This is a genomic window from Methanosarcina sp. DH1 (assembly GCF_020804205.1).
Classification (GTDB): Archaea; Halobacteriota; Methanosarcinia; order Methanosarcinales; family Methanosarcinaceae; genus Methanosarcina; species Methanosarcina vacuolata.
Window position 1 is genome coordinate 45,323 of record NZ_WJBJ01000001.1, and the last position, 12,746, is coordinate 58,068.

The 12,746-nt window shown below is 41.5% G+C and carries 13 protein-coding genes and 1 pseudogene; 3 read left to right on the top strand and 11 right to left on the bottom strand.

The genetic code is table 11. The annotated features are described in order from the left end of the window. Positions 1-42: 42 nt before the first annotated feature. From FXW07_RS00185 to iorA, 3 genes are read right to left on the bottom strand one after another with little or no spacing between them, the layout of a single operon-like run. The gene (locus tag FXW07_RS00185; RefSeq protein WP_229393178.1) at positions 43-1,350 is read right to left on the bottom strand and encodes a phenylacetate--CoA ligase; all 1,308 of its coding nucleotides are present in this window, start codon (positions 1,348-1,350) and stop codon (positions 43-45) included. 25 nt (positions 1,351-1,375) lie between these two features. Beyond that, positions 1,376-1,975: an indolepyruvate oxidoreductase subunit beta gene (locus FXW07_RS00190; RefSeq protein ID WP_048120785.1), complete on the bottom strand. Its 600-nt coding sequence runs from the start codon at positions 1,973-1,975 to the stop codon at positions 1,376-1,378. Next, positions 1,972-3,852 carry an indolepyruvate ferredoxin oxidoreductase subunit alpha gene (gene iorA / locus FXW07_RS00195; RefSeq protein ID WP_229393179.1) on the bottom strand — a complete coding sequence of 627 codons (1,881 nt, stop codon included), beginning with the start codon at positions 3,850-3,852 and terminating at the stop codon, positions 1,972-1,974. Before iorA ends, FXW07_RS00190 begins: the two co-directional genes overlap by 4 nt. Before the next feature lie 945 nt (positions 3,853-4,797). Here iorA and FXW07_RS00200 point away from each other — a divergent pair. Continuing rightward, positions 4,798-5,040 carry a hypothetical protein gene (locus FXW07_RS00200; protein WP_229393180.1) on the top strand — a complete coding sequence of 81 codons (243 nt, stop codon included), beginning with the start codon at positions 4,798-4,800 and terminating at the stop codon, positions 5,038-5,040. A gap of 19 nt (positions 5,041-5,059) precedes the next feature. Here the strand turns inward: FXW07_RS00200 and FXW07_RS00205 are convergent, their stop codons facing one another. From FXW07_RS00205 to FXW07_RS00220, 4 genes are all read right to left on the bottom strand, one after another. Then, positions 5,060-5,275 carry a hypothetical protein gene (locus FXW07_RS00205; protein ID WP_229393182.1) on the bottom strand — a complete coding sequence of 72 codons (216 nt, stop codon included), beginning with the start codon at positions 5,273-5,275 and terminating at the stop codon, positions 5,060-5,062. 18 nt (positions 5,276-5,293) lie between these two features. Beyond that, positions 5,294-5,506, bottom strand: coding sequence for a hypothetical protein (locus tag FXW07_RS00210; RefSeq protein WP_229393184.1), 213 nt, complete (start codon positions 5,504-5,506; stop codon positions 5,294-5,296). A gap of 721 nt (positions 5,507-6,227) precedes the next feature. After that, entirely contained in the window at positions 6,228-6,710 is a 483-nt protein-coding gene (locus FXW07_RS00215) for an Ig-like domain-containing protein (RefSeq protein ID WP_229393186.1), read from the bottom strand. 51 nt (positions 6,711-6,761) lie between these two features. After that, positions 6,762-7,115, bottom strand: coding sequence for a hypothetical protein (locus FXW07_RS00220; RefSeq protein ID WP_229393188.1), 354 nt, complete (start codon positions 7,113-7,115; stop codon positions 6,762-6,764). A gap of 1,130 nt (positions 7,116-8,245) precedes the next feature. On the opposite strand from FXW07_RS00220, the gene FXW07_RS00225 reads away from it, so the two are divergent. Then, a complete protein-coding gene (locus FXW07_RS00225) occupies positions 8,246-8,746 on the top strand; it encodes a PASTA domain-containing protein (protein WP_229393190.1) in 501 nt (166 codons plus the stop codon). Further along, a complete protein-coding gene (locus FXW07_RS00230; protein ID WP_229393192.1) occupies positions 8,703-10,115 on the top strand; it encodes a tetratricopeptide repeat protein in 1,413 nt (470 codons plus the stop codon). Before FXW07_RS00225 ends, FXW07_RS00230 begins: the two co-directional genes overlap by 44 nt. 207 nt (positions 10,116-10,322) lie before the next feature. On the opposite strand, the pseudogene FXW07_RS00235 reads toward FXW07_RS00230, so the two are convergent. The 4 genes and pseudogenes from FXW07_RS00235 to FXW07_RS00250 form a co-directional block, all read right to left on the bottom strand. Beyond that, a pseudogene (locus FXW07_RS00235) lies at positions 10,323-10,645 on the bottom strand (IS1 family transposase); the annotation flags it as partial. A 58-nt stretch (positions 10,646-10,703) separates the two neighbouring features. After that, positions 10,704-10,991, bottom strand: coding sequence for a hypothetical protein (locus FXW07_RS00240; protein WP_229393194.1), 288 nt, complete (start codon positions 10,989-10,991; stop codon positions 10,704-10,706). A gap of 109 nt (positions 10,992-11,100) precedes the next feature. Continuing rightward, positions 11,101-11,499 (bottom strand): molybdopterin dinucleotide binding domain-containing protein, encoded by a 399-nt coding sequence (locus FXW07_RS00245; protein WP_229393196.1) that lies wholly within the window; start codon positions 11,497-11,499, stop codon positions 11,101-11,103. Further along, positions 11,499-12,746: a formylmethanofuran dehydrogenase subunit B gene (locus tag FXW07_RS00250; RefSeq protein WP_229393198.1), complete on the bottom strand. Its 1,248-nt coding sequence runs from the start codon at positions 12,744-12,746 to the stop codon at positions 11,499-11,501. The genes FXW07_RS00245 and FXW07_RS00250 overlap by 1 nt, the downstream gene beginning before the upstream one ends.

Below are 12,746 nucleotides of genomic sequence, written 5' to 3' on the forward strand. Positions count from 1 at the left end.
AATTGAATAAAAAAATTGAGGATGAAAGGTCAAAAGGGGATTTCACAGTTCCCTTTCATCAATTACTCTTTTTGTCTTTTTCATACTGCGAGGAAGTTCCCCTATCTTTACGCCCATAACGTCAACGGTTACGCCTATAAAGTCCTTGAAAGCTTTTCCGAGAGCTTTTTCGGTTTTTGCTTTCTTTGCGGGGTCTTCTGCATCTTCGATCTCTACCCTGAAAATCATGCTGTCCCTTCCGTCCTTACGGGTAAGCAGGATCTGGTATTCGCTGCTTACGCCAGGAATCCTGTGGACAAGGTCTTCGATCTGGCCAGGGTAGATATTTACAGCCTTGAACTTTATGCGGTCGTCCGACCTGCCAAGGATCCTGTCAATTCTCGGAAAAGGACAACCACATTTACAGAGCCCAGGAATTATCCGGGTCAGGTCTCTTGTCCTGTAGCGGATGAGGGGAGCCCCTTCCTTTGTGAGAGTCGTAATTACAAGTTCTCCAAGCGTGCCGTCAGGAAGCTGCTCGCCCGTAATAGGATCAATTATTTCAAAGAGCAAGTGGTCAGACCAGTAATGGACGCCTTCGTGAAGAGAACAATCAAGGCCTATTCCTGGCCCGTATATCTCGGTCAGCCCGTAAATATCAAAAGTCTCTATCCCCAGCTCGTTTTCGATTCGGCTGCGCATCTTTTCGCTCCAGCGCTCCGAACCTATAATGCCTTTTCGGAGTTGAATCTGAGACTTAAGCCCGCGCTTTTCAATCTCTTCAGCAAGCAAAAGCGCATAAGAGGAAGTACTTGCAAGGGCTGTGGATTTCAGGTCAACAAACAGCTCAAGCTGTTTTTCGGTATTTCCCGGGCCTGTAGGTATGGCCATTGCCCCAAGGCGCTCAGCACCAAGCTGGAACCCTATTCCTGCAGTCCAGAGCCCGTAACCCGGGGTAATCTGGATCCTGTCCTGATTGGTAAGGCCTGCCAGCATGTAGCAGCGCATCATCATCTCGGCCCAGACATCCACATCTTTTCGGGTGTAAGGAATAATTATGGGTTTTCCTGTAGTCCCGGACGAGGAATGGATCCTTACGACTTCTGAGTCAGGCACGGACTGTAACCCAAGAGGGTAAGCGTCTCTGAGTTCTTCTTTATTCGTAAAGGGAAGAAGTTTCATGTCATCAAGCGACCTTATATCCTCGATATTGACATTTGCTTCCCTGAACTTTTTCTGGTAAAAAGGACTATTTTCAACTACGCGCTTCAGCAGTGCCTTCAATTTTGCAAAGGTATCTTCTTCCGAGATTTTGGGATGGTAAAGCTGTACATTGGGATCAAGTTCAGCCTCAGTGGGTGCTTCATACATATCATTTCACCTTCTGCTCCTCAGTTCAGGTGCTGGAGACAGATCTAATACATTTCCTTGCGCGTTCGAATGCTGCATCGTTTACAGCCCTGTATTTTTCAGGGATTTCGGCATCCAGTACTGCCTTTAGAATTTCTTCCGGAAAAGGTAGTACTCGTGCGCCTGCAGCCGCTCCAAGCATTGCAACATTTGCAGCTCTGTATGTCCCTACCTTGTCTGCAAGCTCTGTGAAATCCGAGCAGAGAATATCAGGGTAGTATACATACAAAAATGAGATCAAAGCTGCAGGGTCATACTCAGGGCTTCCAGGCGGCCTTGATGCCGGCGGGATGGCATGGGTATTTACCAGAACCTTTCCGCCTTCCTTAAGAAAAGGCAGGTTTCGTACGGTTTCTGCAGGTTCCAGGCCTAAAAGCAGGTCTGCCTGTCCGATGGGAATAAGTGACCCGGAAACTTCGTCTCCTATCCTTATATGGCTGCTGACCGAACCTTCCCTCTGAGACATGCCTATGGTTTCGGCAGTGCTTACGTGGAATCCGGCTTTCATCGCAGCAAGTGCAAGCAAGCGGGAAGCAAGCACAACACCCTGCCCACCAACGCCTGCAATAAGAATATCATATTTCACAGCTTTACGCCTCCTATACAGATGGCTTCCGATGGGCAGATCTGTGCACAGAGCCCGCAGCCGCTGCAGTTGTCCTGTATGACAGGCTTATCCCCAGCAAGGTTAAGCGCAGGGCAGCCGAGCTCTTTTATACAGAAACCACAGCCTGTGCAGACTTCAGGTTTTATTGTGTAGTATTTGTCGGGTTTTGTAATCCCTACACACTTGCCTTTGAAGACCAGAACCGATGGCCCATTGAAATTCATGGCTTCCTTTGCGGCTTTTACGCAACTCTCCAGGCTGTCCGGTTCTATAGTATTTACTGTCCTTACAAATTCAACCCCACAGCTCCGAACAACGTCTGCAATCTCAATGGCCTTTGAGGCATTTCCAAGTACGGTTAAGCCTACACCTGGATGGGGCTGGTGTCCTGTCATTGCAGTTGTGCGGTTGTCAAGGACTGCAAGGGTAATGTCAGCTCCGTTATAGACAGCGTTTATCACTGCAGGAATGCCTGAGTGGAAAAAAGTAGAATCCCCGATAAAGGCCACATTTTTTGCCTTTGGGTTAGTACGGGAGAGCCCGCCTGCAAGGCTTATCCCTGCACCCATGCAGAGGCAGGTATCGACCATGTTAAGGGGATAGGCGTTTCCAAGGGTGTAGCAGCCAATATCTCCTGAGAAAATCGTATCAGCTTGAGCCTCTTTTTTAAGCTGTTTTGCAGCCTGTTTGAAAGCGTAAAAAACATTTCTGTGCATGCAACCGGCACAGAGGGTAGGGGCCCGGATCGGAAGTGGAGGAAGCTTTTCTTTTGACACAGCAGGGGAAGCATGAGAAAGGCGCAAACTTTCCCCATACGCTGCAAGTGCGCGGTTGATGCTGTCAATGACAATATCCACATTGTATTCCCCACTCACTGGGAAAAAGCCGTTCTTCTTTCCATAAACATCAACATGCAGATGGGCTTTTCCTATAAGCTGGAGCACCTGTTCTTCAAGATAAGGGTCAAGCTCTTCGGCCACGATCAGCCAGTCAATGCCTTTCAGGAAAGAAAGGGCTGCCTTTTCCGGAAACGGATACACCGTCCCGACCCTGAAGAGCGTAAACAGCTCTTCAAAACCCCTTACAGCTTCTATAGCCTCCTTTACATAAAGGGCTGAGACGCCTGAAGCAATAATCCCTATTTTTCCCGATCCCGATGCCGAATTGAAGGAAAGCTCGGAAAAGCGTTCGGAAAACTTTTCCTGCACATTTTCAAGCCAGGGGTGCCGTTCGGCAGTAAGCTTCGGAAAGATCGTCCACCGCCTATCTTTTACAAAGCCACCCTCAATAGCTTCAACCGGAGCAGGTTCTGCAGATCCTACCTCTACATCCCCGCAACTGTGGGAGACCCGCGTGGTAGTTCTCAGGATAACGGGAATTTCGAATTCATGCGAAAGCTCAAAAGCAAGCTTTGTCAGTTCGTAGGCTTCCTGAGGGGTTGCAGGGTCCAGGACAGGGATATTTGCAAAATGCCCGAAAGCCCGAGTATCCTGCTCAGTCTGGGAAGAATGAGGCCCGGGATCGTCGGCAACGAGCAGGACAAGGGCTCCTTTTACCCCTATATAGCTCAGGCTCATAAGAGGATCGGATGCAACGTTTAGCCCTACCTGCTTCATGGTTACAAGTGCCTTTGCCCCGGAATAAGCTGCTCCAACGGCTGTTTCAAGTGCAACTTTTTCATTGCTGGACCACTCGGCATAGATTCCGCATCTGTTTGCATACCGGGCAATCGTTTCCAGAGCCTCGGTTGAGGGAGTTCCGGGATACCCTGTAACCACCTGGACGCCGGCTTCTATGGCTCCAAGTGCGATGGCTTCATTACCCATTAACAGTTTTTTATCAGTCAATAAACTCATCTCGAATTCAGGGTAATATTTTAACAGTTTGATAAATCTAGAAGGAAATAATTAAAGTTGAAAAGAATTTGAATTCTCAAGCTATTTATTAAAGTCATTTTGAGAATTTGAAAATCTATTTTAAAGTCTTTTACCGCAATTTTACGCCACGGAAAAGGCGATGTTCATCTATGTACAATGCTGTCTGGAAGAAGTACGTAAAATTTGCATATAAAGTTTTTGTTTTATGAGTCTTTGTAATTATCGATTTAATATAACAGAAAAACAGATCGCGACAATAAAACAATTCAAGACAAGTTTTTTTCACGATAAGAGTGTAACGGTGGCATAAGCTTTAATTGTTTAACTTATCTGCCAACAGATATCAATATTTTTATAGTGTAATATAAGAAACTCATGAGGTACTGTGAAACTCGTATTTTACTCGTCTGCTGCCTCATCACCACTCTTAACTCTTTTTGTCGACTGGTTTTTTGGGTACATATTGCTCTCAGTGGCCTTGTTCCTGATAGATTATTGACTCATTAAAGCATAAGCCTCCCGCAGAAAATATCGAAAACTAGAGTGCGAATAGAAACATTAAGAAACATTTCGAAACATTTAGAAATATTCCAAAAAAGTATCTTTTTTATAACCTGTAGGGTGTGGGGTTCATGATAGAGGTTTTATCCAATTTAGAGAGATCCCGTTACATACGCTATTTTTCCCCACTGCCCATCTAATATAATGTTACAGTTCTATTTAAACCTGACTCTTAAAAACGAAGAACGAATTTTTTTAGTCACATATGGTTAATATTATCCAAATAATCTTTATGGAAAAGAGAATCTGAATTTCTATCCGGGTTTCAAGTTCAGACTGAAAGTCCTGGATGATTTGACCCGGAAAAATAGATTTCGTAGCATATCGGAAATTATTTCTACATTTTGCAGCATTGTTAAAGCCATGAATCAGGAAGATAAAACGATAGCTATCTCTGACAAAAGCCGTGAGTTTGGAGCAATGGGACAACTCTTACGTGAACTCCAGGAGGAAGAACAGGAGCAAAACGACAGTTCCCCCGAGGAAACTCAGGAAATCGGGATAACAAAAAATACAACCGAACTGATGGTAGAAATCAATGCAACGTTAAAAGAGATTGCAGAAACGCAAAAGAGTATACTTGAAGAGATTAAAAGGAGAAAATAACTAAAAATACAAGGCCTTTTCAACAAACCTTTTGAAAAACTGCTTGCTCATAAGCCTTTTCAAACAACCCTTTTAAAAAACTTGACCGAAAACCCGATGAGCATTTGAGTTGGAGAACCTTATCCTCAAACCCTGTCGGCGTGATCACAAGCATTTTCAAAAAAGCTTGAGCGAAAATGGTGCGATGAAATTCTTCCCCAGGAACGGCGTGGGCAAGCAGCGTGGCGTTTGACACTCTCGATATCCTTAAATCTTATTTTCTCATCGTTTGCTGGAACTTTTTAATATTCTCGATGGCTTTTTTCTTTAACTTAATCATATTTTCCATTTCGCTGATTTTCATTTCTAACCATTGGATTTTCATATCCATCTTCATTAGTGCAATTTCTTTTTTCTGTTCATCAGTTAGCATTTCCCAAATTTCAGGCATCGAGCCGCAATGATGCATATGACTTTGCCCCATCATTCCTTCGTGCGTGTTTAATTACCCCCTTTCTATAACATTGATTTCACTGGCACCTACTGTTATTAAGCAAAGACTCATAAATCAGGAAAAAGCCTCTGGGTGTCATAAATAGATTATTACTGTTGACATATAATAACTAAAGAAATATAACTTAGAATCCAATAATATATAGAATAAGACTATGAAGAGGAAATGATGGCAAAATATGTACTGAAAATTCGATCTTTAGTTTGAAACTTAACCAGAGGGGTTGAGGATTAAGGTGCGCTATAGCTTTTTTCTGTCATCCACAATAGGTACACTGATCGCAATGATATCGATTTCATTATGTTTTTGGTTTCGGGAAATCCATTTCAAAACAGTAAAAATTATTGATCCGAGAAGAAAGATTAACTCAACCCGGTCTGACAGCCCGGACTTTATAGAGATACTTGATTCCTCAGGTTAGATTTATAGAAGGAACGCAGTTCAATGTTTATATGTGTCGTGGAAGTTAAGCTACAAGTTAACCAGTTTTAAATCTAATGCAAATTATCATATGTTCTAAAAAGATATCAAAAAACGATTTAAGTTCTTTATGGCGACCTGCCGAATCTCGGCCCTTTTATTATAAAAAATAATTTATTTTTATAAAATTAAAATTTTATTGTTTTGCACGATTTAAAGTGGAAATCTGAAGAGACCAGAAAATAATAAAAAGTCTCTCAATTTTATCTTATAATTATCTTATAATCTTGTAAGTATATTCATAGTTTCCGCCAGGCTTTCCGTCTTCATCTCCATCCAGAGCAATACCACGCTCATCCATTATGAATCCTGATCCGGTTTCGCTCCCAAGTAAAGTAATTGTTATTTTGGCACCTGATTCGTCCATAGGATATTCCCCATAAGGGCGGAACATTAGCATTCTGGACCCTATGTCCAGTAATCCGTCCACAGGCTCTTTTGATGCAGAACTTCTAACTATTACGGTTTCTTTCGTAATGGTTGCATTGTTCATAGGCTTATCGAACTCGACCCAGATAGGGTGGTCATGCCTGAAAGCAAAGGTTTGTCTGTCAGGATAGATGGATTTTACCTTTGGAGGAATTTGTCTGTGCTTGAAATAAGTGGAAAAAGATTTAAAAGATCCTGGAATAACTCTGTTGCAGCACATATATTTTTTAACGGCATGTATAATGGCAGCTCCTGCAAGTACACCCATCAGGATTTTACACCATTTATTTATTTTGTGCAGGTCTACCCTCCTCCAGGCTCATTCCACTTCGATTCTATGCTTTCTTTTTTTAGCAGCATGCCTTTTAACAGCGTATAAGAGTGTTGTACCTGCCAGAACACCAAGAATTATTTTGCCCATTTTCATTGAAGGTCTCCCCTTACCTTTTTCCACTTCTTTTGCTTCACTAAGCATTACTTCTTCCGGCTCAAATTTGGCTTCGACTTCCTTTTCAAGCCTTTCTGACCGGAGTTTATTCAGAAGATATGCACCAAGGGCCAGCTTAGCATATTTACGTAATATTCCTTTCTTTCCTGGAGACCTGACTGACTTCATTTTCTTCATGATATATGCACTGAGCAATAGCTTACCATATTTGTTTACATATTTCAATATTGCACCCCCTCAATTTTTCCCTTACCGGATAGCCCCTTGCAATTTCGTCCGGAAAGGGGAGCAATGAATTTAATACTCCTGTAAGTATCCTATGGCTCGCATATTATTTAACGGCAACTATATAAGACATTCAATAATTTTTAACTGAGTGCCGGCTTGTGGGGATGTTAGATTCCCGGCTAAAAAAACCGAAAACTATTGGTAATGGTGCAGCAATCACCTCATTGAAAAACTGTCTTTAAGACTCTAACGAGAACAGAATCTTTAGAAATAGTAACGAAGACTGAATTTTTATGGATTTAATGGTAGATAATTTCACTAATTTGCCAGAATATATGATAAATTATTACAAAAATACCATAGGTTTGAACATGAAACATAGTACCAAATTCAAAATATTAGTATTTCGTGTGGGGTTATTCATATCAATTTCAAAACTTAAAAACTAATAAAAGTTATCCATAATCGTTATTATTAGGACTAATTTTAGACATAATTAGTGATTGTGCGGTCTATTTATATCGTTTTTATTCTATTTTTGAAAAGTGAGTTATAACTCTGAAAAAAGGGAAAACAAAGTCAGAAATACTGAATATGGAAGAAATTCACTGGAAAATATTGAGTTTCATGGGAGAGGAATATGAAAATATATATCTCTAGTTGCGTTAACCTGCCGAATTCAGGATATATGAATCCAGGTCAATAGTTCTTTTTCAATCCGATGGCGTGTAAAAATATAAAACTTAAAATGTATTGGGCTGGAAATGTACAGAGAGCTAAAAAGCATCTGATATAAAGAAGAAAATAATAATAAAACAATCAATAAAACAATCAATAAGACAATCAATAAAACAATCAATACAATCAATAAGGCAATCAATAAAACCAAAAAGGTAAAATCAGACAATAAATACAAAAATATAATGAATAATGCAAAAAAATAATGTAAAAATCGTCAATTGCGGCTTTTTTGAATTAAAAAATGCCGAGTCCAAATAGAAAGAAAGTTCCAAATAATAAAGAAAATTTTTAATTAGACTAAATTTTTAATAAAGTGAATAGTTTTGAATAAAGCGGAAAAGATCGAATAAAATTGAAATAAATAGCCAGAAGGGGTATCCAGAAATATGGCAGTAAAACTTGAACAGCGTTTAACTGAACTCAGGGCAGAATACGAATCCGGACAGAAAATCCTAAAAGACATCGAATTAAAGCTTGCAGAACTTGAAGACCGGAAAACAAATCTGAAAGAGACTCTCCTTCGTATTAGCGGGGCAATTGACTTGCTCGAAGAGGTGCTCGAAGAAAAAGAAAGTACGGAAGTGCCAGAAACCAGGGCAGGGCCCGGAACTGTCACAGGAAACGTGGAAGTTCCGAATGTTATAAGACAGCCCCTTGAAAAAGCTATTAAAGTTCTGGAAGACGCAGGGCTTACCGCGGGAGAGATTGTTGAGCAAAAAGGAATTCTTCCCATCGGGGTTACGGCAGGAGAGATCCTCAGGCAGGAACCGAAACCAGGTACTCAGTCTCCGGCAGGATCATCTGTAAAACTTGTAGTTGCGGTAAAAGGCAAGCTTTTACCACTTGATCGAACCTCACTGTGCGACGCTTTTTCCGACCATAGCTAAACAAGGAAAAGGAGGGATTAAAACGGAGGCTTACTCTTCCAGAATAAATATTTCCCTGAACGAACTTCGGAAACATTGCAGGGCAGCAATTTCAGCCTTTTCTGCGCTTGAGCGTTCCGGGAGTCATGCATCCCAGAGGCTCTGCCTGGAAAAATTCCTCCACGAATGCCAGGGCGCTTCAATGGTCTTATGGGACAAAAATGATAGAAAACTCGGGAAATACCTCAGATCTGTGCTTTCAGTCTCTAATAGTTCCCCTCTTTCTCCAACAGCTTTTTCCGGGCTGAAAGCAGCGATTAAAGGAATAGAGAAAGAGAAGACAGCAGGAGTAGGAAAAACTGAAGGAATAGAGAATACTGAAGGAATAGAGAATACCGACAGAACAGAAAAATCTGAGGATATAGAAAATAACGAAAAAATAAAAAAAGCTGGAGAAATAGAAAATAGTCCCGAAATTGAAAAGGCTTTCAGGAACAAAAAAAAGCAAGGTTTATCGGAAGAAGATCTCGATCAAGGAAAATCGTCCTCTTTTCTATATAACACTGAAGCAAAAGAACTTACCTATCATGGAAACACCTACAAAATCCTGCCTCTTTTCCTGGCTGTAAGAGACATTTATGGCTCCTTGCCCCTTTTCGAAGAACTTCGTACCTGCGCTGAGCAGCTTGAGAAAGATCCCCAGGATGCTACAGCTCTCTTTCAGAAGGCCGTGCTCATGTATAAGGCCAGGCGGTTTGAAACTGCCCTGCAGCTTGCCGAAAAGGTGCTGAAAATTATTCCTGAAGACCACAGGGTCTGGTATAACAAAGGCGTCATCCTCTCGGAACTGGGCCTGCTTGAAGAAGCGATTGCGGCTTATGACAGGACAATTGAGCTTGAACCGGCTTTTGAAATTGCCTGGGACAACAAAGGAGTTGTGCTTGCAAGGCTTGGCAGGTTTGAAGAAGCCCTGGAAACCTACGATAAAATTCTTCGGAGATATCCAGAGTATGCTGAAGCCTGGGCAGGAAAAGGCTCCATACTTTCGGCCCTCGGCAGAGAAGACGAAGCCCTTGAAGCTTACAGTTCAGCTCTTCGAATCAGGCCTGAATACCTTGAGGCCCTTACTTCGACCGGAAGTTTGTTTTCCAGGCTAGGCAGGTACGAGGAAGCCCTGAAGGTTTACGATAAGGCGCTTCATCTCGCCCCTGAAGAGCCCCGCCTCTGGGCGATAAGGGGTTTTGTCCTTTTGGAAATGGGTAAACAGAAAGAAGCACTTGAAAACTGTAATCGAGCCCTGGAATTGCAACCTGGCTTCGCTCCTGCGCTTGAGATAAAGGTGCAAATCCTTTCTGAAATCCAAAGACAGAAGGATAAAACCTTTAAGTAATTTCTTTTTGTATCCTCTTCAAATTCAATGGGGAATTTTCCAGCTCAATGGGGAATTTTCCAACTCAAAAAATGTGCAACAATTTTATCATACGGTTACAAAGTTTTAATGCATCGCTTGAGGTTGTTTTCAGATTTGGTTAAATTTTTACAATTTCAGTACATACATGAAATTTACTTTTACCCATATAGTTTGAAGAGGATACCATTGTTCAGCTGCACGAGCTATCGCTTTACACTGGCAGATATATCTCTAAAACATCGGCAATGGCTTCAATACTCATGCCTTTCATAGGCATTTTTGGAGATAAATCAATAGTTTGCTCATCTTTGCGAAGATCGTGATAAAAAGTGCCGGTGTGGTCATTGAATACTTTACCGCACCGGTGTAAGATATCTCTGGTTTTTCCCACAACTTATTTAAATTCCATTTCCAGTAATATTGCCCTGGTTAATAAGACCATAGAGCTTTCAGTTTTTGTTCGGATAGGCAACGTCAAAAAATTGTGGTTTTGGACTTCTTTTTCTCATAATGTAAAAATATGAAGCTTAAATATAATACCAACCAAATATAAATAACCCTCGATCTTTAATTATACATTTTATATTTTATCTCTTTTAGCCTTTGTTTTCCTACTTGAATAATTTCCATCAATTCCTGATACTCACTCAAGGAAATCAAGTTACCTGGGCAGAGAGTTTTTATCTTATTTCCGCCAGAATACAGAAAAACACCATTCCAGGCTGCAAAATGAGGGCCTGAAAGATACTCACAGGGCAGCTCCCACCTTGAGTCCACATTTTCAAAACCTTCAAAGCGATAAAAAGTAGTTCCGTTTTTCAAGACTTTTGTAAATTTTAAAAGTACATCAACCATGCTTTCATCCAATCTGCAGCTAATCAAGTTATGAAAAAAGAATAGAAAATAATTTTGCCGCTTTTACGGCAATTTTTGAGGGATTTGTTAATCTTACTAGGGAAAGCACTTAAAGCATGAGTTCAGTTACTTTTTCCCCTTTTGCACTGGAAACGGTTACGGATATATCCTTGAATTTGGGTACTCCTGTACCTCCGGTTTCATCTGATACCAGCATGTTGGACCAGGGGCTTTTGGGCATATATGCGATGCCTTTGTGAGGAGTTTCGTATCCAGATTCCATAGCCTTTACCACAACTCTTCCAAAGGAATTTTTTAAAATTACTGTATCGCCTTTTTTCACATCCAGCTGTTTGAGGTCTGCATGGTCCAGCTTTATTACCGCCGACAGGTCTTTGTATTCGTTCCCAAAGCGGTTTTCGAGCATAGCCTTATCCTGAAAGATGTCCCTGTAAGTTATGACTTTGACTTTTATTTCGGGAGCTGCAAGAAAAGATCCGAAATCCATCAGAGTGCCTCCATTATTTTCTTGAGAATTACTTCCTCAGACGGGTGCTTTGTCTCAATAGCAGGCTCAAAGCTAACTTTAACTCTATCCATGCGTGTAGCACTTCCCCCTGCTTCTACTCCGTTTATTGCAGTATTCATGTAGATCTTTGCATGCTTTGAAGTCAGGGTTTCACAATGGTCCATAGAGATAACAGGAATCTCCAGCATGCTCTTTGCAATAGATCCGGGAAGGATTAAAAGCGGGTCCGAACCTATTACAAGGGCTGCATCCACAGTTTTTGCCTTAAGAGACTCAACAACTGAGTACTCAGGCCCATGCTTTACAGTCCCGTTTTCGAACTTTACACTGTTCACGTATCCGGTTTCTGCAAAGAGGTTTTCGTTAAAGCCCATTGTGTTATAGCTGCTTATCATTGGTATGAGGTGGAAATTTGCTTTTTCATTCAGGGTTTTCATAAGCTTGAAAAGGGGTTCAAGGTTTTCAAGCGAGTAAATGAGCCCGCGTCCTACAAAAATAACTCCGAACTTTGCTCCTTTAAGGATATTTGCCAGCTCAAGGATTTTTTTAGGCGGGTAATTGTAGGAGGTCTTGGGAAGCTTTCCTGAAATCCCTGAAATTAGAGCATCGATAAATTCTGCATCCCCTTTTGGAGGAATCTGGAAGAAATAATTCCCGCAGATTTTTGCAGTATGTGACTTTCGGACATCGATTGCGATGGCTGTCCTTTCTTCTTCCCAGCCCCTCTGCTTTTCAATTCCTCTTGGGAAATAGGAATGCTTCGAAAGCTGGCGAGGATGAGAGTCCGATGGATCTGTTCCCCAGTATATAATAACATCAGCTTTATTCCTTACATCGTCAAGAGTACAGGATTTAAGCTTATCCTGAATAAGAGCCTCAGCTAGAGGGCCCAGGCAGAAAGAGGAGGTATCATCAAGAGTAGCATTGATTTTCTTTGCAAGTTCGATTGCTATTTTTTGGGTTTCACTGGTAGAAGTCCCAAGCCCGAAGATCAGAGGATTTCTGGCATTTTTAAGGATCGAGGCAGCTTCACTGATAGCAGTAGATTCATCTACAGGCTTATTATCAACCAGAAAATCTGCTTCACCCCTTCTTGCCTCCTTCATATGGGCAACCCCTACTCTACAGGCTGTATAAACTTTAGTTACAGTGTTATTTTCGGACTCAACCTCAATGTCGTCACAAAGGAGGCCGCAGCCTGTGCATACATGATAGTTTTTCTCCAT

Excerpts from the sequence above, each read along its gene's own strand:
- FXW07_RS00185 (WP_229393178.1), bottom strand. The coding sequence starts at position 1,350 with ATGTATGAAGCACCCACTGAGGCTGAACTTGATCCCAATGTACAGCTT.
- iorA (WP_229393179.1), bottom strand. The coding sequence starts at position 3,852 with ATGAGTTTATTGACTGATAAAAAACTGTTAATGGGTAATGAAGCCATC.
- FXW07_RS00200 (WP_229393180.1), top strand. The coding sequence starts at position 4,798 with ATGAATCAGGAAGATAAAACGATAGCTATCTCTGACAAAAGCCGTGAG.
- FXW07_RS00210 (WP_229393184.1), bottom strand. The coding sequence starts at position 5,506 with ATGATGGGGCAAAGTCATATGCATCATTGCGGCTCGATGCCTGAAATT.
- FXW07_RS00215 (WP_229393186.1), bottom strand. The coding sequence starts at position 6,710 with ATGGGTGTACTTGCAGGAGCTGCCATTATACATGCCGTTAAAAAATAT.
- FXW07_RS00225 (WP_229393190.1), top strand. The coding sequence starts at position 8,246 with ATGGCAGTAAAACTTGAACAGCGTTTAACTGAACTCAGGGCAGAATAC.
- FXW07_RS00240 (WP_229393194.1), bottom strand. The coding sequence starts at position 10,991 with ATGGTTGATGTACTTTTAAAATTTACAAAAGTCTTGAAAAACGGAACT.
- FXW07_RS00245 (WP_229393196.1), bottom strand. The coding sequence starts at position 11,499 with ATGGATTTCGGATCTTTTCTTGCAGCTCCCGAAATAAAAGTCAAAGTC.
- FXW07_RS00250 (WP_229393198.1), bottom strand. The coding sequence starts at position 12,746 with ATGGAGAAAAACTATCATGTATGCACAGGCTGCGGCCTCCTTTGTGAC.